Here is a 24,214-nt window from a genome sequence, read left to right as displayed (position 1 = left end):
GGGGGAAATCAGCGCAGGCGGTTCTTCAGTGTCACATCGGGAAAGCAGGTCGGTGACAGACCGTTTTTCGCCTGCCAGTCGCCCAGTGACCGGCGTGTCTTGAAGCCGGCCAGCCCGTCCGCTTTGCCGACATCATAGCCCTTGGCGACGAGTGCCTTCTGCATGGCAAGAACGTCGGAGCGCAACATCGATCCGACATTGCCCCATTCGCCCTTGAACGGCCCCGCCCCATGGGAGATGCGGTCGGCGAGATTGCCGATGAACAGCGCGTAGAGATCGGAATTATTGTATTCCTTGATGACGTAGAAGTTCGGCGTGACCACGAATTCCGGCCCGTGCCGCCCGGCCGGCACAAGCATCATGCCGTCGGCGGAGACGTCGTTGGATGGAAAGGCCTTTCCGGAAATGCGGGTGATCCCCATCTTCGCCCACGCACTCACCGGCCGGGCAAGATCCGGGCCTTCCTGGGCGCAGGAGACGTTGCCGGGTATAGACACTTCGAAGCCCCAGTCGCGATCCCTCTGCCAGCCGCGCTGCGAAAGATAGTTCGCTATGGATGCCAATGCGTCCGGCACGGAGTTCCAGATATCGCGGTGGCCGTCGCCATCGAAATCAACGGCATATTTGAGATAGCTCGACGGCATGAATTGCGGCTGACCGAGCGCGCCTGCCCAGGACCCCATCATGCGCGAGGCCGCAATATCGCCGCTTTCGACGATCTTCAGCGCATCGATCAGCTCGGTGCGGAACATCTCCTTGCGGGTCGACATATAGGCTTTCGTCGCCAGCACATCGACAACCGAATGCGGCAGTTTCGCACGGCCGAAACCGGATTCGCGGCCCCAGATCGCCACGACGACATCGCCGGGCACGCCATATTTGGCTTCGATCCGGCGAAGGGTGGCGGCATGCGTCGCGGCCAGAGAGCGGCCGGTGGCGGCAAGCCCCTGCAATCGTTTTTCGGAGAAATAAGCGCCGGGCGATGAAAATTCGGCCTGGCTCTGGCTCTGTTCCTTCGGCGGCTTCTGGCCGGGGATGACGAGATCAGGCAGACTCCAGTTGATGGAAAGGCCGCTCAGCGCAGCCTCCAGCGTCTTTTGCGAAATTCCCGCCTTGCGCGCTTCCGGCCAGATTTCCTTTTTCAGCCACGCATTGAAATCGGCATCGTACCGGGCAGCAGCGGCACCTGTCGGCGCGGATTGCGCCAGAGCGTCCGTTGCTGAAAAAACGGAAAGAATGGTGGCCAATGCCTTGAGGCTTTTCCAGGAAAAGTGGAGGCCGGTTTTCCGTCTGGAAATGCGCCAAAACAAAGAATCAAATCGGTTTCGCATTCGGTCTCCTCTTCGAGTGACGGACAGGGAAAGAAGGCGTCAGATCGTTGTGCGAGCGCGCAGCGCCGCCGTCAATGTGCCCTCGTCGAGATAGTCCAGCTCGCCGCCAACAGGCACGCCATGCGCAAGCCGGGTGATCTTGATGCCGAGATCGGCCAGGCGGTCGGTGATGTAATGGGCTGTTGCCTGTCCCTCCACCGTCGCATTGACGGCGATGATGAGCTCGCGAATACCGCCGGCGCTGACGCGATCGATCAGTCCCTTGATGTTCAGATCTTCCGGCCCGACGCCATCGAGCGGCGATAGCGTGCCACCAAGCACATGATATGCGGTATTCATTGCGCCTGCTCGCTCCAGCGCCCACAGATCCGACACGTCTTCCACCACGATGATGACCGACTGGTCACGTCTATCATCGGCGCAGACCGTGCAGGGATCGATGGTATCGACATTGCCGCAGCACGAGCAGATCTTCACCTTGTCATAGGCTTCACCCATCGCGTGGCCCAGCGGTCCAAGAAGCTGTTCCTTCTTCTTGATGAGATGCAGCGCCGCCCGCCGCGCCGAGCGGGGCCCAAGCCCCGGCACTTTTGCAAGCAGCTGGATCAGTTTTTCGATTTCGGGACCGGTGACTCGTTTTGCCATGAGCGCTTTCTACTGCATAAATCGGGAAACGGGAATCATGAAGCGCGAAGGGCAGTCCATGAAAATACGGGCAGTGTGCCGGGGCGAGGCGAAGGCCTTGCCGGGAAAGACGGCGAAGACGGGTATTTTCAAACATGCCGTGCAGGGCGCGGTGATGGTGGATGCGCAAGGCATCGTCAGCGACGCTGTCTGCAATCGTAAACATCACGGCGGGCCGGATCAGGCGATCTACGCCATGGGTTCCGTCGATCTCGATTTCTGGTCGCGTACGCTGGGTTTTGTGGTTGAGCCCGGATTTTTTGGGGAAAATCTGGTTCTGGAAGGTGTCGATAGTGCAAAACTGCATGTCGGCGACAGGTTTTCAGCCGAGGAAGTGGTGCTGGAAGTGACCGCCGCCCGCATTCCCTGCGCCACCCTGTCAGCCCGGCTCGGCGATCCCGGCTTCGCGCCGCGTTTTCGGCAGGCGGGGCAGCCGGGCTTTTATTGCCGGGTTCTGAAAGGTGGAATGCTCAGCGCCGGCGAAGGCATCGCTTTCGAACCCTATCAGGGAACGAAGCTGCCGATACCGGTCATTCTCCAGCGCTTCCGCCCCATGCAGCTTACCAGGGACGAACGTGCCGCATATCTCGGCACCCCGCTTGCGAGCCGGTTCCGCGCCATGCTGGAAGTCTGAATTCGTAAGAATATCAGAACGGCAGCTTCATGCCGGGCGGGATCGGCAGGCCAGCCGTGATTTCCTTGGTCTTTTCAGCGGTGATGGCCTCGGCGCGCTCCTTGGCGTCATTGTGGGCGGCGACGATCAGGTCTTCGAGAATTTCGACGTCGTCTTCCTTGAAGAGAGACGGATCGATCTTCAGGCCCAGCAGGCTGCCCTTGCCATTCAGCTTCACGGTGACGAGACCGCCACCGGACTTGCCTTCGACTTCAAGCGCGGCGATATCCGCCTGCATCTTTTCCATCTTGGCCTGCATTTCCTTGACCTTGCCCATCATGCCCATGATGTCGCGCATGTGCCAAACTCCTGTTTTTGTTATGTATTAAAATTCGATATCGTCGCCGGGAAGGATGTCGCCCTCGCTCGATTCGGCAACCGAAGGCGGCGGGGCGATCTCGTCCGGCTCGTCCTGCTGGGTGACGCGAATGCGCACGTCGGTGATTTTTGCACCTGGAAACTGTTGAAGAATGGCTGCCACGTCAGGGTCCTGCCTCGCATCCACGAGGCGGGCGTCGCGCGCACTCCCCTCGGCTTCAACCAGCGTCGGCTGACCCTGTTCCTTGCTAAGGCTGACGATCCAGTGGATACCGGTCCACTCTTTCAGCTTCACACCAAGCTCGCCGGGGAGCGATCCGGGTGCGCCATCGCCGAGGCGCATGTCGAGCCGGCCCGGCTCCAGCCGCACCAGCCGTACGAAGTTGCGAACCTTCGCCCGCATGACGGGATCGCGATTTTTCTGGCACAGGTCGGCAATGTCCTGAAGAGAGTTGACGGGAACCTTCGGCTCCGGCCGTTCTTCGGTTTTCGGTGCCGCGACCTGCATTTCCTGCGGGCGGCTGTCAGGCACGGCGCGCAGCATGGTCGAAGGCTGCGAGCTTGCCGGCCTCTGGGCGGAAAGCTCCACAGGTCTTCCTGCGGCCACTGTCTGCCCTGAGGAATAGGCGCGAGTGCCGCCGCCATTGCCGCCACCCGAAGGCGCGCCATTGGAATAGCCGCCATCGCTGTTGGAAAGTTCGAGCAGGCGTCGCGCCGCGTCTTCCGGTGCCGGAAGATTGGCGGCGTGCGAAAGGCGGATCAACACCATTTCGGCCGCACCCGCAGGACGTGAGGCATTTTCAGTTTCCGGAATACCCTTGAGCAGCATCTGCCAGATACGCGACAGCGCAGTCACGGCGATTGTCTCGGCAAATTCCGCGCCACGCACGCGTTCGATCTCGGACAGCGAGGGATCTTCCGCCGCATCCTGCACATATTTCATGCGGGTGACGAGGTGAGTGAAATCGGCAAGGTCGTTCAGCACGACGACGGGGTTGGCGCCTGCCTCGTATTGACCATTGAATTCAGAAAGTGCCGCCGCGACATCGCCTTTGATGATGTGCTGGAAAAGATCGACGATGCGCGCCCGGTCGGCAAGACCCAGCATGCCGCGCACCGCCTCGGCTTCCACGCGTCCGCCGCCATGGGCGATCGCTTGATCGAGCAGGGAAAGACCGTCACGGGCGGAACCCTCAGCCGCGCGGGCAATCATTGAGAGCGCCTGCGGTTCGGCCTCGAAACCTTCCTTGCCGGCAATGGCAGTGAACAGGCCGACGAGATCGGCGGCGCTGATGCGGCGCAGGTCGAAGCGCTGGCACCGCGACAGCACGGTGATCGGAACCTTGCGGATTTCAGTGGTTGCGAAGATGAATTTCACATGCTCCGGCGGCTCTTCCAACGTCTTCAGAAGACCGTTGAAGGCCTGCGTCGAGAGCATGTGCACTTCGTCGATGATATAGACTTTATAGCGCGCCGAAACCGGGCGGTAACGCACCTGCTCGATGATCTCGCGAATGTCGTCAATACCGGTATGGGAGGCGGCGTCCATCTCGATCACGTCGACATGACGGCCTTCCATGATCGCCTGACAATGTTCGCCGGGGATACGCAGGTCGATGGTCGGTTTGTCGATGGTGTCGGTCTTGTAGTTCAGCGCACGGGCAAGAATACGCGCGGTGGTCGTCTTGCCCACACCGCGAACGCCGGTCAGCATATAGGCCTGCGCGATGCGGCCGGTCTCGAACGCATTCGTCAGCGTGCGGACCATCGGCTCCTGGCCGACCATCAGATCGGAAAAATCCTTCGGACGATATTTGCGTGCCAGTACCCGGTAGCCGGTCCCGCCCTGGGATTCGCTTGATGTGGTGGGTAAGGTGTCGCTCATCGCCTCGCCAGTTTATTTTGCCAGTTTGTCCTAGAGCGCCGTGCGTCCCATTGGACGCATCAGGCACGCTCTATTCCTCTAAAGTCTGCACATCATGCCGATACGCAGGGGCCGCTTTCAGGCTGAACTGGCCCGGCGAAAGCTGAGCGGAATTTAAAAAAGGTGGGAGGCTGGCACGGCGACCCGTGCCTGGCTCGTTAGGGCTGCTTCCTTCCGGACCTGACCCGGTTGGCGAGTGGCTCGTCCACCACCAACCTCCCGGGGCCACATATCGGCAATATCGAAAGCAAATGCAAGCCAAGCCTTCAAAAAACTGCTATCACAATGAAAACAAACATGGAGGACGCCTTGGAGACATTCCGGCTGGACGACAGGCTGGCGCGCGACAGTGCGCTTGTAATGCGTTTGGGACTATGCGAGCTGCGTTTGCAGAACGACAGCCGCTGGCCCTGGCTGGTGCTGGTGCCACAGAGAGGCGGCGCCAGCGAGCTGTTCGATCTTACTCCGCTCGATCAGGCCGTGCTGACGTTCGAGACCAATCTCGTCGCGTCCGCGCTGAAGGACGTTACCGGGGCCACCAAGATCAATGTCGGCGCGCTGGGCAATATCGTCCGGCAACTTCACGTCCATATTATCGCCCGCAACGAAGGCGACACCTGCTGGCCCGGCCCAATCTGGGGTCACGGGACGCCAGTGCCCTATGGCCCGGGCGAAAAGGAATCCTTGATGAAAAAAATATCCGGCGCGCTCTGATGATATCAATGACTATTTTCGAAACCACTGCTCCCCATCCCGAAGCAAGCCTGCTGACAGCCTTTTCCAAGAACGCCCTCAACCGGTTCGCCGAAAAGCGGACGGAAGACTGCGTTGCCGATGCGCTGAAAGTCGATGGCACCCATATTTTTGCCTTCTCCGGCAACCGGCTTGTCCTGAAACATGACGAGCAGGTCATAGATCCCCTGTTTTCCGCCTATGAGCTGGCGGAATTGCAGCCGGATTTCGACAATGCCGTTCTGCTTGGATACCGCGAAACCGGCGAACCGAGAATTGCGGTGCCGGTGGCCGTCACGGAAGACACGCTAGCGAGCCACTATAAGCTGGCCGATGCCCGCACCCTTTATCGCGATCATCTTCTCGATGAGGAATTGCTGAGCGAGGTAGCCCAGGCCGTCAGCCTTACGCACTGGAATGCCGACAACCGCTTCTGCGGACGGTGCGGCGGCACGATGGAATTGCGTATCGGCGGCTACAAGCGCATCTGCGCCGCCTGCAATCACACTATTTTTCCCCGAACCGATCCCGTCGTCATCATGATGACGATCGATATCGAGCGCGATCTTTGCCTGCTCGGACGCGGCGCGCATTTTGCGCCGGGCATGTATTCCTGCCTCGCCGGTTTCGTGGAGCCGGGCGAAACCATCGAGCAGGCCGTGCGCCGCGAGACGCATGAAGAATCCGGCGTCGAAATCGGCCGCGTGCGCTATCACGCTTCCCAGCCCTGGCCGATGCCGCACACGCTGATGATCGGCTGTTATGCCGAGGCTCTCTCGTTCGATATTTCCCGCGATGAGATCGAGCTGGAGGATTGCCGCTGGTTCACGCGGGCGGAGGTTGCCACGATGCTGGAGGCTGCTGCGGGCGAGGGCTTTTCCGCGCCTCCGGGCGGTGCCATCGCGCACCGGCTGATGCGCGACTGGGTGGAATGGACGAAATGAAGATTTGCGGCAGGCTCAGCTCTGGTTGAGCTTGCCGCGCATCGCATGACCCTTGTAGACGCCGAGAATTCGGACCTTCTCGGAAAAGAAGCGCAGCTCGTCCAGCGCGTGCCGCACCGGCTCGTCATCCGGATGGCCTTCGATATCGGCATAGAACTGTGTTGCCACGAACCTTCCGCCGAGCTGGTAGCTTTCCAGCTTCGTCATGTTGATGCCATTCGTCGCGAAACCGCCCATTGCCTTATAAAGCGCCGCCGGAATGTTGCGGACATTGAACACGAAGGTCGTGACGATGGTTTCATCCGGTGCTTCGCCTTGGGACTGGCGTTTGGCCCAGTTCTCATCGCGCGAAAGAATTACGAAACGGGTAATGTTGTTTTCTGAATCCTCGACATTTTCAGCCATGATATCAAGGCCGTAGAGACCGGCGGCAAGACGCGGTGCAAGCGCTGCCATGCTGCGATCACCCTTTTCAGAAACCAGTCTCGCCGCTCCAGCCGTATCGCCGGCAACGACTGGCTTCCAGCCGTTGGAACGGATGATCTTGCGGCACTGGCCAAGCGCGTGGATGTGGCTGTGAACGGTGCGGATCTCGTCTTTCTTCACGCCCGGTATAACCATCAGCTGGAAGCGGATCGGCATGAAATATTCACCGATGATGTGAAGGCGTGATTCCGGCAGCAGATGATGGATATCTGCAACGCGACCGGCCAGCGTGTTCTCGATCGGGATCATGCCGAGATCGGCTTCGCCGTTTTCGACGGCATTGAAAGCATCCTCGAATGTCGGGCACGGCAAAGGCTCCATATCCGGGAACATGTCGCGGCATGCCATGTCGGAATTCGCGCCAAATTCGCCCTGAAAGGCAATGCGGTTTGTGCTCAAGGTCATGGAATTATCCATCAGAGGGTTCGGTTTGCGAGAATAGTGCGGGCTTTTTCGAGATCGTGCGGCGTATCAACGCCAAGCGGCACGGAGTGAACGATTTCGGCATCAATACGCATGCCCGCTTCCAGCGCGCGCAATTGTTCCAGCCTTTCGCGCTTCTCGAGTGGCGAAGGCTGAAGCCTCACGAACGTTTCGAGGGCGGCGCGGCGATAGGTATAAAGGCCGATGTGATGATAAAGCGGTCCGTCGCCATAGGGCGCAGTCGCGCGGGTAAAATAAAGCGCGCGCAATCGCGTCTCGGAAAGCGGGCTGCCAACCACTTTCACCACGTTCGGATTGGTCTTTTCTTCCTCGTCGGTGATCTCAACCGTCAGCGTGGCAATGTCGACGGCGGCATTTTCCAACGGGCGCAACGAGGCGCGGATCGTTTCCGCTTCGATGGTCGGAAGGTCGCCCTGAACATTGATGATATATTCGGCGTTGCCATAGGGGTCGGCCTTCTGCAGCGCCTCGAAAATGCGGTCCGAACCGGATTGGTGATCATCTCGCGTCATCATTACGTCGAAACCGGCATTTTTTACGGCTGAAAATACCTGTTCGTCATCGACTGCAACGACGATGCGCGTCGCGCCAGCTTCACGCGCCCTGAGTGCAACCTGCACAATCATCGGTTTGCCGCCAATATCCGCGAGAGGCTTGCCCGGAAGCCGTGTCGATGCCATCCGCGCCGGTATAAGGACGACAGCTTTCTCGAATTCCCGATTCTTCATCCGACACCCTTCAAATCCCAACCGAAAAGTGTCAAAACGTCACGGAGTGGGGAATATTATTCAAGTTGCGCAGGCTGTGCAAAAGCCATAGCTTTTGAATAATTTCAAGATGCCCGGTTATATGGAGCGGATGCGAGGGAGCGCATATAGATGAATTCTTATGTAAATATGGGCGTTGGGGCGTTGCTGGGCACGGTTTTCGTTCTGATGTCGGTGTCAATTGCGTCTGAGGGCATTTTTCATGCGCCCACCCCGGAAAAGGAAGGTTACGCCATCGTCGCGGAAGCGAGCGGCGGCGAGGCTGCAGGCGAACCCGCTGCAGCGGCAACCCCGATCGCGAAATTGCTCGCCAGCGCGGATGCTGCCAAGGGTGAGGCGGTCTTCAAGAAGTGTACGAGCTGTCATACCGGAGAGAGTGGTGGTGCAAACAAGGTCGGCCCCAATCTCTTCGATATCGTCAACCGGCCGATCGCCAGCCATGCGGGTTTCAGCTACTCCGCAGCAATGAAGGATTTCTCCAAGGGCGGTTCCGTGCACTGGGATTACGATCATCTCAGCTACTTCATCGAAGCTCCCAAGAAACACGTTCCCGGCACGGCCATGGGCTTTGCGGGTGTGAAGAAGGAGACGGAACGCGCCGATCTCATCGCTTATCTGCGCACGCTGTCGGCAAACCCGGCGCCGCTGCCGGATCCGGCTGCGGCTCCCGTGCCGATAAACTGACGGAAATGGTGATTTCATAAGAAAAGCCCGGCATCGCTGCCGGGCTTTTTTGATTCTATCTGTCTGATTTCTGAAAGATCAGAAACCCTTGCCGCCGCGCAATTCGGAAATGACCGTTCCGATCATGATCTTGATATCCAGCCAGACGGAAAAATTGTCGACGTAATAAAGATCGGACACGATGCGGGCACGCGCCTTGTCACTGCGATCCGTCGGGCCGCGCAAACCCCGCATCTGGGCAAGACCGGTAATGCCTGGTCGCATCCGGTGCCGCAGGTGGTAGTGGGGAACAAGTTCCTCATAAAGACGGCCGGCGGCCAGCATGCCGATCGCATGGCAGCGCGGACCCACCAGCGACATGTCGCCTTTCAAGACGTTGATGAGCTGTGGCAGCTCGTCGACATTTGTGCGGCGAAGCACGGCGCCGATCCGGGTTATCCTCGGATCGTTCTTTACCGTTTGCGCCACGCCGGTGGCATCGCCCAGTTCGGTCCGCATCGAGCGAAATTTATAGACCCTGATCTTTCGCCCGTTCATGCCCCAACGGACTTGTGAGAACAGGACCGGCCCTTTGCTGTCGAGTTTGACCAGCGCCGCGACGGTCAACAATACGGGCGCGAGTGCGACAAGGGCGATGGACGCCCCTGCAATGTCGATCGTTCTTTTGAGCACAAACTGGCTGCGCAGGAACACCGATGTGTTGGTTTCTGAAATGGAAGGTTGTGTTTCCGCCGCGTCGAAAGTGACAGCCGCAGGATAAGGGGCGCCGTAAAACACGGCATGCGATGAGCTTTTAGTACCCAGCATAATATGAAGCCCTGAAAAGTTATTTTGAAACAAGAAAATTAATTTATATGAACGATTAATAATTCATTTACCGTAAAAAGTCATCCGAAATGTAATCGTTTTTGCGCAAATAGCAATCTACGGTTAACGTGGATGCACGCATATGTTGCAAACACAAGTGCGGTCTCCGCTCTTGGCTGCGTTGGCTGCCCATTCGGTGTAATCAAGTCTTTGGAAAATTGAGTATTTGCGGGAAAGGCGACAGGATCGTTGCCGGCCCTTCGCTTGCCGGGTAACCGGTGAGCCGATTACCCAAAAGGCAATTAATTTCCCATCAGAATATCAAGAAGGGTCGTCTGCTTCGGTCCGGAAGTTGCCGGCGCCCGGCCGCCGATATCGGCTGGCGGCACAGGTCCATTGTCGGCTGAATAGCCGGGTTCGATATCGCGGGAAGGGATGTTTCCAGGCGGCATGGGGACGCCCGGCTGACCAGCGTTTGGCGAGACGGGCGCTTCGGGATAGGCTCGAGTGTTTGTCGTTCCGCCGCCGCCGAGAGCATTGGAAATGATGTCGCCGATGGAGGAAGGCGCGCTCTCGGGCGCCGGTTGCTGTATTTCCCCAAGCGGCGGCACGCCGCCTGCGCCGAGACCGAAGAGCGGCGATGGCGAGAGCCCGGAATGGGCGGCGGTCATGAAATCTTTCCAGGCCTTTGCAGGCAAGCCGCCGCCGGTGACCTTTTTCATCGATGTGCCGTCGTCATTGCCGAACCAGACGCCCGTTGTCAGGTTGCTTGTGTAGCCGACAAAAAGCGCGTCGCGGAAAGACTGTGTCGTGCCGGATTTTCCCGCTGCCTGCCAACCCTGGAGGCGGGCGGCTTTCCCTGTTCCTTCGGTGATGACGCGCGACAACATGCCGTTCATCGTCGCGGCGATCTCCTCGCTCAGCACGCGCGGCGGGTTGTCGTATCTGTTTTCATAAAGCACCTTGCCGTCAGCATCGGAGATGCGTTTGACGATATGCGGCGTCGCCTTGTAGCCGCCATTCATGAAGGGAGCGTAGGAGGCGGTCAGCTCCATCAGCGATACTTCCGAGGTGCCGAGTGCGATGGAAGCGTTGTTCTGAAGCTCCGATTCGATACCCATGCGATGCGCCACCTGCGTCACCCGCTCAGGACCGACTTCCATCACCAGTTGCGCGGCGATCGTGTTCAGAGAATTGGCAAGCGCAGTGGCAAGCGTCACTTCGCCGCGATATTTCTTCTCGTAATTTTCCGGTGTCCAGTTTCCGATGCGGACCGGCCCGTCATTGCGAATGGTGCTGGGGGTCAGACCCGATTCGAGCGCGGCGACGTATACGAAGGGTTTGAACGCCGATCCGGGTTGCCGTTTCGCCTTCGCGGCCCGGTTGAACTGGCTTTCGGCATAATCCGCCCCGCCGACCACGGCCCGGATTGCGCCTGTGCCATCGATGGAAACGAGAGCCGCTTGCGAGGCGCCCTGCTTTTTACCATCACCCTGGAGAACATGGGTCAGTGCTTTTTCGGCGTCGCGTTCAAGATTGGGGTCGATGGTCGTATCGACGACGATGTCCTGCTTGACGTCGCCAATCAGGCCACGAACTTCCTCCATCACCATATCGGCAGCGTAATGTTCGGCACCGGACCAGAAACGTTTGGCCTTGGTCGGCGGCTGCGACATCGCGGTCTTGATCTCGTCATCGGTGATGAACCCGACATCGCGCATGGATCTCAGAACGACCTGCGCCCGCTCCTCCGCCGCCTGCGGGTCGCGCGCCGGTGAAAGGCGCGAGGGGGCCTTGAGAAGTCCGGCAAGCGTTGCCGCCTCGCCAAGATTGACGTCGCGCGCGGATTTGTTGAAGTAGCGTCTGGAAGCGGCTTCGACGCCAAAGGCGTTGGAACCGAAATAAACGCGGTTGAGATACATCGCGAGGATCTGATCCTTGGTGTATTTATGCTCCAGCCAGAAGGCCAGCAGCACTTCCTGCACCTTGCGCTCCAGCGTCCGGTCCTGTGAGAGGAACAGGTTTTTTGCCAGCTGCTGCGTCAGCGTCGAGCCGCCCTGCACTGTTCGTCCCGTCATCACATTGGTCACGATGGCGCGGGCCAGGCCGAGCGGATCCACACCGAAATGGGAATAGAACCGCCGGTCTTCGATCGCCATGACCGCTTGTGGAAGGTAGGGCGACATGTCTTCAAGCGCGAGAGCCTCGCCACCCGTGGTGCCGCGATTGGCAAGCACGCTGCCGTTCACCGAAACGATCTTCACATTCGGAGGGCGTTCGGGAATGGTCCAACTGCTGGCACTCGGCATGCGCGCGCCGTAATAAAGGACAAGACCGGCAACGCCGATACCGCCCCAGATGCCGAGCACGATGCACCAGTAAACGAGGGACCGGATAAAGCCTGTTGTGCCACCGCCGGAACTGCGTGTGCGCTTTTCCTTTTTTTGCGGTTTGGCGCGGCCGGATGTGGACTTCGGTTTTCTGGCGGGCTGCTTTGCGGTTCCGCCAATGCGCTCGCTGGCATCAAGACGCAGATCGTCACCGGATTCGTGGAAATCCCCGAAGGAAGGCTCTACCCGATCGCGTGATTTACCCTTGCCTGCCATCCAGCCGAAGTCGCTCCTTATATTCGCGAAACCGTTCGCACTTCAGGCTTCTATGCCTGCGCGATCCTTAATCCAGGATGAAGAGTTTAAATGCGGCAATTTAAGGCGGGGTTAAGTCCTCGCCGGATCAAATCGGCGTCATTGGCAGACGTCGACCCATTCCGCTCCCGTCAGTCGCGCCATCATGTCAGGCGAAATCCTTACCGCCGCATTGGTGGCACCCGCTGCCGGAACCACCTCGGGATAGTTTTTCAGGGATATGTCGCAAAACACCGGAAGGGGAGAAGGCAATCCGAAAGGACACACGCCACCGATGGGATGGCTGGTCACCGCAACGACTTCTTCCGCCCCCAGCATGCGCGGCTTGGCGCCGAAATGATCGCGGAATTTACGATTGTCGAGCCGTTTCGTGCCGGCGGCAACGACGAGAAGAATTGTGTCGCCCGCCTTCAGGCAGATCGTTTTGGCAATCTGGTCGGGATCGACGCCGTGCGCTTCTGCAGCCAAAGCGACTGTCGCCGAACTCGTTTCCGTTTCGATAACGGTCACTTCGGGGGAATTCTCGGTGAAAAACGCTCTGACGGATTCGATGGTCATGCGTATTTATTAGGCGGTATGCCAAGAGGCTTCAAGGTGTCGCGAAGTAGCTATGCATTTTATGCAATGCTGCGCTGCGATGAAACGTCTGTTTTTTGAGCGAAGATCCTGTATCTTCAAATCATCGAAGCGACGCACTCCTCCTCCCAGCGTCGCCCGATTGGACTGACAATACTCCTCCTCCCAATTGTCAGTCAGTTTCAAGAACCCGGCGCACCTCCTCCCGCGCCGGGTTTTTGCTGTTTAAGGCCTTGTTTCCCGCGACTTTCATTTGCCGACGCTTCACAAAAATCGCCGGGCTTTTTCAAAGAAACTTGACTTTCAGGCCCTTCCAACCTAGGTGTTCGCGCATCGATATTTGTTTGACGACCAGAGCTTCGGCGCCTTTTCTAAGGTGCACACGACGATCTTTCCTTCAAATTCGACCCAAGACCGCACTGCGCGCAGTGCAAATACAATTTGCCAACGGAAGGAAATCGTTATGGCGACTGGTACAGTAAAGTGGTTCAACGCAACCAAGGGCTACGGCTTCATTCAGCCTGACGACGGTTCGCAGGACGTATTCGTTCACATCTCCGCCGTTGAGCGCGCTGGTATGACCTCCCTCAACGACGGTCAGAAGCTCTCCTACGAGCTGACGCAGGACCGTCGCTCGGGCAAGATGTCTGCAGGCGAGCTCGTCGCTTCCTGATAAGCGGCTTGGCCTGAACGGGTCATTCGTATGAATATGAAAGGCCGGATTTTTCCGGCCTTTTTCTTTTGGAAGGTGCACCGGGTCCGGCCGCTCTTGAAAAAGCTGGAGTGCATACCAATATAGGGTTCAACAGTGCTCCGCACGGAATTGCTAGGCTGGTGCTTTTAAAGTGCCGCTGTTGTTGTGTTAACCAAAGATTAACCAAAGCAGCCGATCCTGGTCGTGAAAAGCAGCGTCGACTTTGTTGGCGCGCTCTGGAGCATCGGACCGTTTGAACGCTTTGACCACGGATGTACTGGCACTGACGAAAAACGGATGGAAAGGTCGGGCTTGCCCGGCCTTTTTGTTTTGAACCACCAAAATATAAGAGAACGGGGAGGCATCGGGTAACCGGCGCCTCCTTTCTTTTTGACTACTTCGCGGCCAGGGCGTCGAGAATGCGGATCCAGGAGCGGATGCCCTTGTGGAACGACTGCAGGTCATATTTTTCATTCGGCGAATGAATGCGGTCATCGGTAAGGCCGAAACCGACGAGCAGCGAATCCATGCCCAGCATCTTCTGGAAATCGCCGACGATGGGGATCGAGCCCCCCATGCCGATCACGACGGCAGGTTTGGGCCACTCTTCCGAAAGCGCGTTTTTCGCCTTCGTCAGCACTGGCGAATCATAGGAAAGCTGGATAGCCGGCGATGCACCATGCTCGTGAAATTCCACCGAGCAATCGGCTGGAATTTTGGAGCGGACATAGTTCCGGAAGCTCTCGCGGACCGCTTTCGGGTCTTGCTCTCCGACGAGACGGAAGGACACTTTAGCAGAGGCTTTTGCGGCGATAACCGTCTTGAAGCCGTCGCCGGTATAGCCGCCGATGATGCCGTTGACTTCCGCTGTTGGCCGCGCCCAGGTCTGCTCCAGCACGGAGCGGCCCTTTTCGCCCGATGGAATCGAAAGGCCGACTTCGCCGAGGAAGGCCTCAGCGGTGCGGCCCAGCGTTTCCCAGGAAGCCTTGATGTTGGCGGGGGTTTCTTCCACGCCGTCATAGAAGCCGGCAAGTGTCACGCGGCCGGTCTCGTCATGCAGGCCGGCGAGAATATCGGTCAGGATGTGAATGGGATTTGCGGCCGCACCACCGAAAAGGCCCGAATGCAGGTCGCGGTCGGCCGCCGTGATTGTGATTTCCTCGCCGACCAGGCCGCGAAGGGCGGCGGCGATGGCGGGCGTATCGCGGTCCCACATGCTGGTATCGCATACCAGTGCATAATCGGCCTTCAGCTCATCGGCATTGGCATCGAGGAACGGCTTCAGCGAGGGCGAACCGGATTCTTCCTCGCCCTCGAAAAGAATGGTGACGCGCACGGGCAGACTGCCATTGACTGCCTTATAGGCCCGGCAGGCTTCCACGAAGGTCATCAGCTGACCCTTGTCATCAGCCGTTCCACGCCCGGTGATCACCTGCCGGCCGCCGCCGATATCTTTCACGGCCGGTTCGAACGGATCGTTTTCCCAAAGATTGAGCGGATCGACCGGCTGCACGTCGTAATGGCCGTAGAAAAGCACATGCGGCGCGTCTTTTGTCGCGGCGTCGTGATGCGCCACCACCATTGGATGACCGGCCGTGTCGCGGACGGAAGCCGCAAAGCCCAGTGATTCAAGCGTTCTGACCAGCCATTCCGCCGCCTTGCGGCACTCCGCCTTGTAGGCGGGGTCCGTGGAAATGGACGGGATGCGCACCAGTTCGAACAATCGCTCGAGGCTGGAGGTGAGGTTGTCGTCGGCCGTGGAAAGAATGGGGGAAACGTCTGTCATCGCTGATCCTGTCATGTCTGTCGCAACCCGGCGATGGACGAAACATCCTGGTATCGCGCATCGCGTGGGAACAAGGGGCTGACGTGTCGTTGAATCGGCAAGCGCGCAGCCGCCGGAACGATAGAGCAGTTCAAGAAAAGTGCGAAGTGGTTTTCCGTCCTAAACTGCGCGGAAACAAAACCTTGGAGGCTGCAGGCGATAGAAGGCCAGGAGCAAAGAAAGCGTTTCGAGTTGTAAATGCTATTTCGCTTTTTTGGCGCGGTCGATCGCCCGGCGCATATATTCCAGCAGAAGCTGCTTTTCGAAACGGCGGAAATCCGCCAGCAGCGTATCTTCCGTGGCTTCGGAAGCGGCAATGGCGTTCGCCTCGAGATCCCTGCCGCGCTGGGTCAGTTCGATGATCTGCGCGCGGCGGTCGCTTGGGTGGGATTTGCGCACGATCAGCCCGTCGCGCTCCATGCGGGACAGCGTATTGGCAAGCGTCGCCTGCTCCACGTCGATTCTATCCAGCAATTGCCGTTGCGTCAGTCCCTCCTCATGCCACAGTTCGATGAGGATGGGGAATTGTCCAGGAGAAAACCCCAGCGCGGCGGCTCTCTTCTGGAGCGCCATGGTGAATTCCCTCGCCATTTTTGCGGCGAGATAGATCGCCGATTCGTCCCGGGAAAAACCCATTCATCAATCCGTCTGGCATCTGGCCGGCGCAATCGCGCGATTTCGATAGTGGGATATATATCGCATGATATGTTTATGCCAGTCAGAAACCCGGCACAAATAAAAACCGCCATGGCCGGGAGGGGACGGCCATGGCGGTCATATAAGAGGACAAAGGCCCGGAGAGGGGGGAAAGGCCTTTGTCCGGTCTGATGCGGCGGGGGACGAGCCTACAATCAGACTACGGCGTGATCAGGCGCCGTCCACTAAGAAATGTGTGTGCAAATGCGGCTTTTCAAGGGAAAATCTATTACAAATTCGTAAGGTTCACGCGAATTTTGCCGGTGCCTCCAGCGGCTTAGCCCCGCGCGCTTTGCAGTGCGTTGTTTGAACTTTCTGTGGACGTCAAAACGGCCCCGCGCTATCCATATCGCCATGAAAAAAGGCGATCATCTCTTCCTCGTTGACGGCTCCGGTTTCATTTTCCGGGCGTTCCATGCCATTCCCCCGCTGAACCGCAAGTCGGACGGGCTGCCGGTCAACGCCGTTTCCGGCTTCTGCAACATGTTGTGGAAGCTCCTGAAGGATGCGCGCAATACTGATGTCGGCGTCACGCCCACGCATTTTGCCGTGATTTTCGACTATTCGTCGAAAACCTTCCGCAACGAGCTGTACGATCTATACAAGGCCAACCGCACCGCACCGCCGGAAGATCTGGTGCCGCAGTTTGGCCTGATCCGCGAGGCGACACGGGCCTTCAACCTTCCCTGCATTGAGACGGAAGGCTTCGAGGCGGATGACATCATCGCCACTTACGCCCGTCAGGCGGAGGCGATTGGCGCCGATGTCACCATCATTTCTTCCGACAAGGATCTGATGCAGCTCGTCACGGCCAATGTGCATATGTACGACGCCATGAAGGACAAGCAGATCGGCGTTCCCGATGTCGTCGAAAAATGGGGTGTAGCCCCGGAAAAGATGATCGACCTTCAGGCGATGACCGGCGATTCCACCGATAATGTTCCGGGTATTCCTGGTATCGGGCCGAAAACGGCCGCGCAATTGCTGGAAGAATACGGCGATCTCGACACGCTGCTGGCGCGGGCAGGAGAAATCAAGCAGCAGAAACGCCGCGAAAACATCATCGCCAATGCGGAGCTTGCCCGCCTTTCCAGACAGCTCGTGGCGCTCAGAACCGATGTGCCGCTGGAGCAGTCTCTGGAAGAACTGGTGCTCGAACCGCAGAACGGGCCGAAACTCATCGCTTTCCTGAAGGCGATGGAGTTCACGACGCTGACGCGCCGGGTAGCTGAAGCCACCGATAGCGATGCCTCTGCCATCGAAGCCGCCAATGTGCCGGTGCAATGGGGCGCTGATGCCCATGGACCAGACCTCGACGCCGCGCCTGCAGTTGCCGCAGCTGATGACAAGACCGCTGTGCCGGCGTCAACCACCGCTCCGGCACGGAAGGTGACAGGGGAGGGCAGTGCGCCCACCGATCTCGCCACGGCACGGCAGACGGTTTTCTCCGCCGCCAAGATCGACACGACCGCCTATACGACGATCAGGGATCTGGCGGAGCTGGATCGTTGGGTTGCCGCTGCCCGCGAAACAGGTGTCGTCGCCTTCGACACGGAAACGACCTCGCTCGACCCCATGCAGGCGGAACTCGTCGGTTTCTCGCTGGCGATTGCCGATAACGGCAAGGATGCCTCAGGCACCGATATCCGCGCTGCCTATGTGCCATTGACGCACAAGACCGGCTCCGGTGGCGATCTTTTCAGCGATGGAATCAGGCTTGCTGAAGGACAGGTGCCGTTTGCCGAGGCGCTGACACGTTTGAAGGATCTTCTTGAAGACGAAGCCGTTCTGAAAATCGCGCAGAACCTCAAATATGACTACCTGCTGATGAAGCGCCACGGCGTCGTCATGCAGAGTTTCGACGATACCATGCTGATTTCCTACGTTCTTGAGGCGGGAAAAACCACGCATGGCATGGATACGCTTTCCGAACGCTGGCTCGGCCACACGCCGATCGCCTACAAGGACGTGGCGGGATCGGGCAAGTCGAGCATCACCTTCGATTTCGTCGATATTGACAAGGCGACCGCTTACGCCGCCGAAGACGCGGATGTCACTCTGCGGCTTTGGATGGTGCTGAAGCCCCGGCTTGCCGCAGAGCGGCTGACCAGTGTGTATGAGCGGCTGGAGCGCCCTCTGGTGCCTGTACTGGCGCATATGGAGGAGCGTGGCATCACCGTGGACCGACAGATCCTGTCGCGTCTCTCCGGTGAACTCGCCCAGAAGGCGGCTGCTTTCGAAGAGGAAGTCTACCAACTGGCAGGCGAGCGTTTCAACATCGGATCGCCGAAGCAGCTCGGCGATATCCTGTTCGGCCGGATGGGTCTGCCTGGCGGCTCCAAGACCAAGACGGGCCAATGGTCCACATCGGCGCAGGTTCTCGAAGATCTGGCGGCGGAAGGTGCCGAATTACCGCGAAAGATCGTCGACTGGCGGCAGCTGACCAAGCTGAAATCGACCTATACGGATGCGCTTCCCGGCTATGTCCATCCGCAGACGAAACGGGTGCACACTTCCTACGCGCTGGCCTCCACCACCACGGGGCGCCTGTCGTCCTCGGAGCCGAACCTTCAGAACATTCCGGTGCGCACGGCGGAAGGCCGCAAGATCCGCACGGCCTTCATCTCCACCCCCGGACACAAGCTTCTTTCCGCCGATTACAGCCAGATCGAGCTACGTGTGCTTGCCCATGTCGCCGATATTCCGCAGCTTCGCAGCGCATTCGAAAACGGCATCGACATTCATGCGATGACCGCATCGGAAATGTTCGGGGTGCCGGTGGAAGGCATGCCGTCTGAAGTGCGCCGACGTGCCAAGGCCATCAACTTCGGCATCATCTACGGTATTTCCGCTTTCGGCCTTGCCAACCAGCTCAGCATCGCGCGCTCCGAAGCGGGCGAATATATCAAGAAATATTTCGAGCGTTTTCCTGGCATTCGCGATTACATGGAAGCGACCAAGGCTTTCGCCCGCGAGAACGGCTATGTCGAGACGATTTTCGGCCGCCGCGCGCATTATCCGGAAATCCGCTCCTCCAACCCTTCCATGAAGGCCTTCAACGAGCGTGCGGCCATCAACGCACCTATCCAGGGGTCTGCAGCCGATATCATTCGTCGTGCGATGGTCCGTATCGAGCCGGTGCTGGAGGCGGAAAAGCTTTCTGCCCGCATGCTGCTGCAGGTACATGACGAACTCATCTTCGAAGTCGAGGAAGGGGAAATCGAAAAGACCCTGCCCATCGTCGTCTCGGTGATGGAAAATGCAGCCATGCCGGCTATTTCCATGAGGGTTCCGCTCAAGGTGGATGCCCGCGCGGCCGACAACTGGGACGAGGCGCATTGACGGGAATTGACCGATGGGTGTCATTGGTTTGTTGCGTGCGCAGATTAGGGGAAACATCTCAAAAGGAGTTCCCCCATGCACGCCCCTCTCGTTTCAAAAGACCTGGAATCTTTTTCCGCTGCCAGCCACTATCAGCCGCCGCGCCATCTGGGTCGCCGCTATAATACGGATGGTGAATTCCTGCTCGAGCCGGGCAATACAGTGGTTTGCCATCTCGTTGAAGGGTCGAAAACCGAAAGCGCAATCATCGGGACACGCCAGCGTTTTCTGGATATGACCGAGGCATCGCAGCTGGCCTTCACACCGGTTTCCAGCCTGCATATGACGGTATTTCAGGGCATTATCGAATATCGCCGTGCATTTCCCTACTGGCCGGAAGATATGCCACTCGATACTCCGATCGACACGATGACGGATTATTATTGCGATCGTCTGGCGGATTTTCCGGGCCTGCCTGGTTTCAATATGCAGGTGACTGGTCTCAAGCCGACGGGGCTTGTGCTGAAGGGTGCCAGCGCCGAAGACGACCGGATCATTGCGCTGTGGCGGGATACCTTTGCCGAAGCTTTCGGTTATCGGCATCCCGATCACAACACCTACCAATTCCATATTACGCTGGCTTATGTCACGCGCTGGTTCGATCCGGAGTGCCTGCCTCGATGGCAGGCGATGCTGGATGAAGAGCTGGAAAAACTGCGTGCGGCAGCGCCGATAATCGAGATGCGCGCGCCAGCTTTCTGTGAATTCAGGGACATGAACCACTTTAGGGAACTCGTGGTTTTTGATAGGAAGTGAAGCATGATTTGCAAAGGCCTGCCGCCCGCCCGTCGCAGCAAACCGGCTTAATCGGAAAAAATGCGCGTCAGGGCTGGTCAAAGCCCGTTTGGGCATGTATAAGCGCGCCAAATTTCCGATATCGAGACACCCGACATTCGGCCTTTGGTTATGGCCGGTTACGTTGTTTCGCCGCTAAAGTGGAGTAACAAAAATGGCTGTACCAAAAAGAAAAACAAGCCCGTCCAAGCGCGGCATGCGCCGCTCGGCTGACGGTCTCAAGGCTTCGACCTACGTTGAAGACAAGAACTCCGGCGAACTGCGCCGTCCGCACCATATCGATCTGAAGACCGGTATGTATCGCGGTCGTCAGGTTCTGACGCCGAAGGAAAGCGCATAAGCTTTCTGAAATAATCTTTACGGAAAACCGGCCCTCGTGGCCGGTTTTTTGTTTTCAGGCCGTTTAGCTGCTTTTTTCGGTTACTTGGAAAATCCGATCACTCCTCCTACACTCTGTTCGGGAGAGCAGGTCTGGTGCCTGCAACGGGGAGGGGAGCTTCGGTGAAATATCGCTGGATTTTATTGATGCTGCTCAGCCTCGGCCTCGGTTACGGCGCCGTGACCAAGGGCAGCGGCATCATTGCGGAAAGCTATTTCGGCGAAGTCTCCGATCAGGGCCGCACCACCCTCAGGCTGGCCGTCTCGGCTCTTGGCGGGCTTTTGAGCCGTTTCGAGCCGCTGCCCGCGCTGATCGCCGATCACGACGACATTGAGGAGCTTGTCGCGCATCCGCAGGATGAGGCGATGCGCCAGCGCGCCAATATCTATCTCAAATCCATCAATACATTGCTGGAATCCTCCGACATCTACATCATCACGCTGGACGGAGTGACCATCGCCGCCAGTAACTATGATGGACCCACGAGCTTCGTCGGTGAGAATTTCAGCTACCGTCCCTATTTTCAGGATGCCGCCAAGGGCTTCCCGTCGCGTTTCTTTGCGCTAGGCACCACCTCCCACAAGCGCGGTTATTATTTTTCCGCGCCTATTCTCTTCAACGAGGAGATCAAGGGCGTCATCGTCTTCAAGGTCGATATTGAAGGCATAGAGGCGTCGTTCGGCGATGGTGAAAACCGCATTCTCGTATCGGACCCGGAAGGCATCATCTTCATGACCGGAACGCCGCAGTGGCTTTATTCCGGCCTGATGCCGCTGACACCGGAAAGGCTTGCGCGCACGGCTGCATCCCGGCGTTACGCCAATGCCGACCTGAAGGAACTGCCGCTGAAAAACGGCAATTTCGGCTCTCATCAGTTGATGACGATCAGCCAGAACGACGGTGACAGGGAATATCTCGTCTTGTCGCAGCCGATGCCCGACGCGGGCTGGACGGTCAGCGTGCTGATGGATACCGGCTCACTCAGGACGCAGGTCAAGACGGCGATGATCGCGATCATCCTCTGCCTGTGTCTTGCGGCTGCCGTGGTCGCCGCCATGCTGCAAAGACGGCGGCGCGTGCGCGAACGCCTGACGCACCAGGCCGAGGCTCAGGCGGAGCTGGAGCGGCGTGTGGAGGAGCGCACAGCCGATCTGGCGCGGGTGAACCGTGAGATCGAACACGAAATCGCCGAGCGTCGCCAGACGGAGAAACAATTGCGCAAGATGCAGAATGACCTGGTTCAGGCGGGCAAGCTTGCAGCGCTCGGACAAATGTCGGCAGCACTTTCGCACGAGTTCAACCAGCCGCTCGCAGCCGCCAAGAATTATGCGGAAAACGCCTCTCTTCTCGTGGAACGTGGACGTCTGGAAGAGGTGACGGAAAACCTCAGGCGTATTTCGGGCCTTATCGATCGCATGGCTTCTATCAGCAGGCATCTGAGAAATTTTGCCCGCAAACCCAATGAGAAAATGGCTGCGGTCGCGCTCGATGCTGTCCTTCGCGATACGCTGGAAATTGTTGGAGCACGGCTGAAGGCCGCCGATGCGGTGCTGGATGTTGATCTTGGTCCGGTGCCGCTTGCGGTGAAGGCCGGGCCGGTGCGGCTGCAGCAGGTGCTGGTCAACATCATCTCCAATGCCGCCGACGCGGTGGAAGGGCGCGAGGATCGTCGCATCGCTTTGAAAGCCGTGCTGCACGGTCAGACGGTGTCGATTTTCATTCGTGACCGAGGTCCGGGCGTTCCTCCGGCGATTTCGGAGCGCATCTTCGATCCCTTCTTCACCACCAAGGGCGTGGGGCGTGGCCTGGGTCTCGGCCTTTCCATCACCTACAACATCATCAAGGATTTTGGCGGCCAGCTGCGTGTCAGAAACCATGAAGACGGCGGCGCGGAATTCGAGATCGAATTACCGGCAGCAGCCTATCGTGTGGAGGTGGCGGCGGAATGACCATGTCGCGGGTTCTGTTGATTGATGACGAGGAGGAACTGCGCTTTTCCACCGCGCAGGCGCTGGAACTTTCCGGTTTTGCGGTCACCATGCTGGCAAGCGCCGAACATGCGCTTGAACTCATCGGCTACAGCTTCGATGGCGTCGTGGTCAGCGATATCAGGATGCCCGGCATGGATGGCATGACGCTGCTGCAGAAGGTGCGGGAGCTTGACCCGGAAATACCTGTCATCCTGATGACGGGCCATGGCGATGTGCAGCTTGCCGTCAATGCCATGCGCAACGGTGCTTATGACTTCATCGAAAAGCCCTTCACCCCGCAATATCTCGCCGGCATCATAAAAAGAGCCAACGACCGGCGGGCACTGGTACTGGAAAACCGCCGCCTGAAGGCTGTGGCGGGCAAGCATGACGATCTCGAAACGCGTCTGCCCGGCAGAACCCAGGTCATGGTCGATCTGCGCTACCGCATTCGCGCCATCGGTGCGACCGATGCCGATACGCTCATTGTCGGCGATACCGGTGCGGGCAAGGAAGTGGTGGCGCGCGCACTTCACGATATCAGCGCCAGAGCCAACCGGCCCTTTGTCGCCATCAATTGTGCCGCCCTTCCGCAAACGCTGATCGAAAGCGAGCTGTTCGGCCACGAGGCTGGCGCTTTTCCCGGCGCGCTGCGCCCGCGCTACGGCAAGTTCGAGCATGCCCGCGGCGGCACCATATTGCTGGACGAGATCGGCTCCATGCCCTTTGAATTGCAGGGCCGGTTCCTGCGCGTGTTGCAGGAACGGGTGATCACCCGTCTCGGCTCCAATGAAACAGTCGAGCTCGACGTCCGCTTTATCGCCACCAGCAAGGTCGATCTGGAGCAGGAAGTCGCGGCAGGGCGGTTCCGTGCCGATCTTCTATACCGCCTGAACGTGGCGACGCTTCTCGTGCCGTCCCTCTCGCAGCGCAGTGCCGACATACCGCTGCTTTTCCTGCATCTGGTGCGGGAGGCTGCTGCCCGTTACGGTCGGGAAGATATGGACGTTCCGCAGCATCTACTCTCAGTCATTTCCCTGCGTGAGTGGCCGGGCAATGTCCGGGAATTGCGTAATGCGGCGGACCGTTTCGTTCTCGGTCTGGAAAGCGATGTCTCCGAAACCTCGCTGCCATTTGAGGGCGATGGCAAGGCGGCGCTTGCCGCAAGGGTCGCGGCATATGAAAAAAGCCTTATTGCGCGCGCGATCGCCGCCCACGGCGGAAATCTGAAATCCGTCTATGAGAGCCTCGGCATTTCACGCAAAACGCTTTACGAAAAAATGCAGAAATACGAGCTGCACCGGCACATGACCGAGGTGTGATGGGTGGATTTCCACCCATGGATGAGCCCGTATGGGTAGAAATCCACCCATTGCTGCCCATGATGGCGATAAAAGCGCGCCTTGCCGCAAGACCGCCGTTGCTGAACGGCAATCCCGGATCGCAAATGGCTCACCCC

Annotated in this window: 21 protein-coding genes and 1 other RNA gene; 10 read left to right on the top strand and 12 right to left on the bottom strand. The window is 58.6% G+C overall.

What is annotated here, in order from left to right; all coding sequences use genetic code 11:
- Positions 1 to 8: 8 nt before the first annotated feature.
- Entirely contained in the window at positions 9 to 1,247 is a 1,239-nt protein-coding gene (locus tag T18_RS08680) for a lytic murein transglycosylase (RefSeq protein WP_046205576.1), read from the bottom strand.
- A gap of 123 nt (positions 1,248 to 1,370) precedes the next feature.
- Positions 1,371 to 1,976 carry a recombination mediator RecR gene (gene recR / locus T18_RS08675; protein WP_003514308.1) on the bottom strand — a complete coding sequence of 202 codons (606 nt, stop codon included), beginning with the start codon at positions 1,974 to 1,976 and terminating at the stop codon, positions 1,371 to 1,373.
- A gap of 37 nt (positions 1,977 to 2,013) precedes the next feature.
- Here recR and T18_RS08670 point away from each other — a divergent pair, with 37 nt between their 5' ends.
- Positions 2,014 to 2,649, top strand: coding sequence for an MOSC domain-containing protein (locus tag T18_RS08670; protein ID WP_038489346.1), 636 nt, complete (start codon positions 2,014 to 2,016; stop codon positions 2,647 to 2,649).
- A 13-nt stretch (positions 2,650 to 2,662) separates the two neighbouring features.
- Here T18_RS08670 and T18_RS08665 read toward each other — a convergent pair whose 3' ends face one another.
- The 3 genes from T18_RS08665 to ffs form a co-directional block, all read right to left on the bottom strand.
- Positions 2,663 to 2,986, bottom strand: coding sequence for a YbaB/EbfC family nucleoid-associated protein (locus tag T18_RS08665; RefSeq protein WP_003514318.1), 324 nt, complete (start codon positions 2,984 to 2,986; stop codon positions 2,663 to 2,665).
- Positions 2,987 to 3,013: 27 nt separating this feature from the next.
- On the bottom strand, positions 3,014 to 4,891 hold the full coding sequence (locus T18_RS08660) for a DNA polymerase III subunit gamma/tau (protein ID WP_038489348.1): 1,878 nt from the start codon (positions 4,889 to 4,891) through the stop codon (positions 3,014 to 3,016).
- 162 nt (positions 4,892 to 5,053) lie between these two features.
- Positions 5,054 to 5,150: signal recognition particle sRNA small type (gene ffs, locus T18_RS08655), an RNA gene on the bottom strand.
- Positions 5,151 to 5,215: 65 nt separating this feature from the next.
- Here ffs and T18_RS08650 point away from each other — a divergent pair.
- Together T18_RS08650 and nudC are read left to right on the top strand one after the other, a co-directional pair.
- Complete coding sequence (locus T18_RS08650) at positions 5,216 to 5,644, top strand: HIT domain-containing protein (RefSeq protein ID WP_161986907.1); 429 nt, start codon at positions 5,216 to 5,218, stop codon at positions 5,642 to 5,644.
- The gene (nudC, locus tag T18_RS08645; RefSeq protein ID WP_003514323.1) at positions 5,644 to 6,606 is read left to right on the top strand and encodes an NAD(+) diphosphatase; all 963 of its coding nucleotides are present in this window, start codon (positions 5,644 to 5,646) and stop codon (positions 6,604 to 6,606) included. The genes T18_RS08650 and nudC overlap by 1 nt, the downstream gene beginning before the upstream one ends.
- Before the next feature lie 15 nt (positions 6,607 to 6,621).
- Here nudC and T18_RS08640 read toward each other — a convergent pair whose 3' ends face one another.
- Both T18_RS08640 and T18_RS08635 read right to left on the bottom strand, forming a co-directional pair.
- Positions 6,622 to 7,497, bottom strand: a complete 876-nt coding sequence (locus T18_RS08640; protein WP_025592029.1) for a prephenate dehydratase — start codon at positions 7,495 to 7,497, stop codon at positions 6,622 to 6,624.
- A gap of 11 nt (positions 7,498 to 7,508) precedes the next feature.
- The gene (locus T18_RS08635) at positions 7,509 to 8,264 is read right to left on the bottom strand and encodes a 3-deoxy-manno-octulosonate cytidylyltransferase (protein WP_038489351.1); all 756 of its coding nucleotides are present in this window, start codon (positions 8,262 to 8,264) and stop codon (positions 7,509 to 7,511) included.
- Between the two features lie 150 nt (positions 8,265 to 8,414).
- Here T18_RS08635 and T18_RS08630 point away from each other — a divergent pair, with 150 nt between their 5' ends.
- On the top strand, positions 8,415 to 8,987 hold the full coding sequence (locus T18_RS08630) for a c-type cytochrome (RefSeq protein WP_003514328.1): 573 nt from the start codon (positions 8,415 to 8,417) through the stop codon (positions 8,985 to 8,987).
- Positions 8,988 to 9,065: 78 nt separating this feature from the next.
- On the opposite strand, the gene T18_RS08625 is transcribed toward T18_RS08630, so the two are convergent.
- From T18_RS08625 to T18_RS08615, 3 genes are all read right to left on the bottom strand, one after another.
- Positions 9,066 to 9,794: a sugar transferase gene (locus T18_RS08625; protein WP_003514330.1), complete on the bottom strand. Its 729-nt coding sequence runs from the start codon at positions 9,792 to 9,794 to the stop codon at positions 9,066 to 9,068.
- 302 nt (positions 9,795 to 10,096) lie between these two features.
- The gene (locus tag T18_RS08620; protein ID WP_038489354.1) at positions 10,097 to 12,400 is read right to left on the bottom strand and encodes a transglycosylase domain-containing protein; all 2,304 of its coding nucleotides are present in this window, start codon (positions 12,398 to 12,400) and stop codon (positions 10,097 to 10,099) included.
- Positions 12,401 to 12,538: 138 nt separating this feature from the next.
- Entirely contained in the window at positions 12,539 to 12,997 is a 459-nt protein-coding gene (locus T18_RS08615; RefSeq protein ID WP_038489357.1) for a YbaK/EbsC family protein, read from the bottom strand.
- A gap of 481 nt (positions 12,998 to 13,478) precedes the next feature.
- On the opposite strand from T18_RS08615, the gene T18_RS08605 reads away from it, so the two are divergent.
- Positions 13,479 to 13,688 (top strand): cold-shock protein, encoded by a 210-nt coding sequence (locus T18_RS08605; protein ID WP_003514335.1) that lies wholly within the window; start codon positions 13,479 to 13,481, stop codon positions 13,686 to 13,688.
- A gap of 415 nt (positions 13,689 to 14,103) precedes the next feature.
- On the opposite strand, the gene T18_RS08600 is transcribed toward T18_RS08605, so the two are convergent.
- Together T18_RS08600 and T18_RS08595 are read right to left on the bottom strand one after the other, a co-directional pair.
- Positions 14,104 to 15,495: a dipeptidase gene (locus T18_RS08600; RefSeq protein ID WP_003514337.1), complete on the bottom strand. Its 1,392-nt coding sequence runs from the start codon at positions 15,493 to 15,495 to the stop codon at positions 14,104 to 14,106.
- A gap of 240 nt (positions 15,496 to 15,735) precedes the next feature.
- On the bottom strand, positions 15,736 to 16,170 hold the full coding sequence (locus T18_RS08595) for a MarR family winged helix-turn-helix transcriptional regulator (RefSeq protein ID WP_003514340.1): 435 nt from the start codon (positions 16,168 to 16,170) through the stop codon (positions 15,736 to 15,738).
- Between the two features lie 414 nt (positions 16,171 to 16,584).
- On the opposite strand from T18_RS08595, the gene polA reads away from it, so the two are divergent.
- From polA to T18_RS08570, 5 genes are all read left to right on the top strand, one after another.
- Complete coding sequence (gene polA, locus T18_RS08590; RefSeq protein ID WP_038489363.1) at positions 16,585 to 19,572, top strand: DNA polymerase I; 2,988 nt, start codon at positions 16,585 to 16,587, stop codon at positions 19,570 to 19,572.
- A gap of 75 nt (positions 19,573 to 19,647) precedes the next feature.
- On the top strand, positions 19,648 to 20,367 hold the full coding sequence (locus T18_RS08585; RefSeq protein ID WP_038489366.1) for a DUF1868 domain-containing protein: 720 nt from the start codon (positions 19,648 to 19,650) through the stop codon (positions 20,365 to 20,367).
- 193 nt (positions 20,368 to 20,560) lie between these two features.
- Positions 20,561 to 20,746 (top strand): 50S ribosomal protein L32, encoded by a 186-nt coding sequence (gene rpmF, locus T18_RS08580; RefSeq protein WP_003514347.1) that lies wholly within the window; start codon positions 20,561 to 20,563, stop codon positions 20,744 to 20,746.
- Positions 20,747 to 20,931: 185 nt separating this feature from the next.
- Entirely contained in the window at positions 20,932 to 22,734 is a 1,803-nt protein-coding gene (locus tag T18_RS08575) for a sensor histidine kinase (protein WP_038489369.1), read from the top strand.
- Complete coding sequence (locus tag T18_RS08570; RefSeq protein ID WP_038489372.1) at positions 22,731 to 24,077, top strand: sigma-54-dependent transcriptional regulator; 1,347 nt, start codon at positions 22,731 to 22,733, stop codon at positions 24,075 to 24,077. Before T18_RS08575 ends, T18_RS08570 begins: the two co-directional genes overlap by 4 nt.
- Positions 24,078 to 24,214: the final 137 nt, after the last annotated feature.

The sequence above is a fragment of the Rhizobium sp. TBD182 genome (assembly GCF_001950375.1).
GTDB classification, from domain to species: domain Bacteria; phylum Pseudomonadota; class Alphaproteobacteria; order Rhizobiales; family Rhizobiaceae; genus Agrobacterium; species Agrobacterium tumefaciens.
Note: the sequence above shows the minus strand (reverse complement) of the source record. Positions and strands in the feature narration are given on the sequence as shown.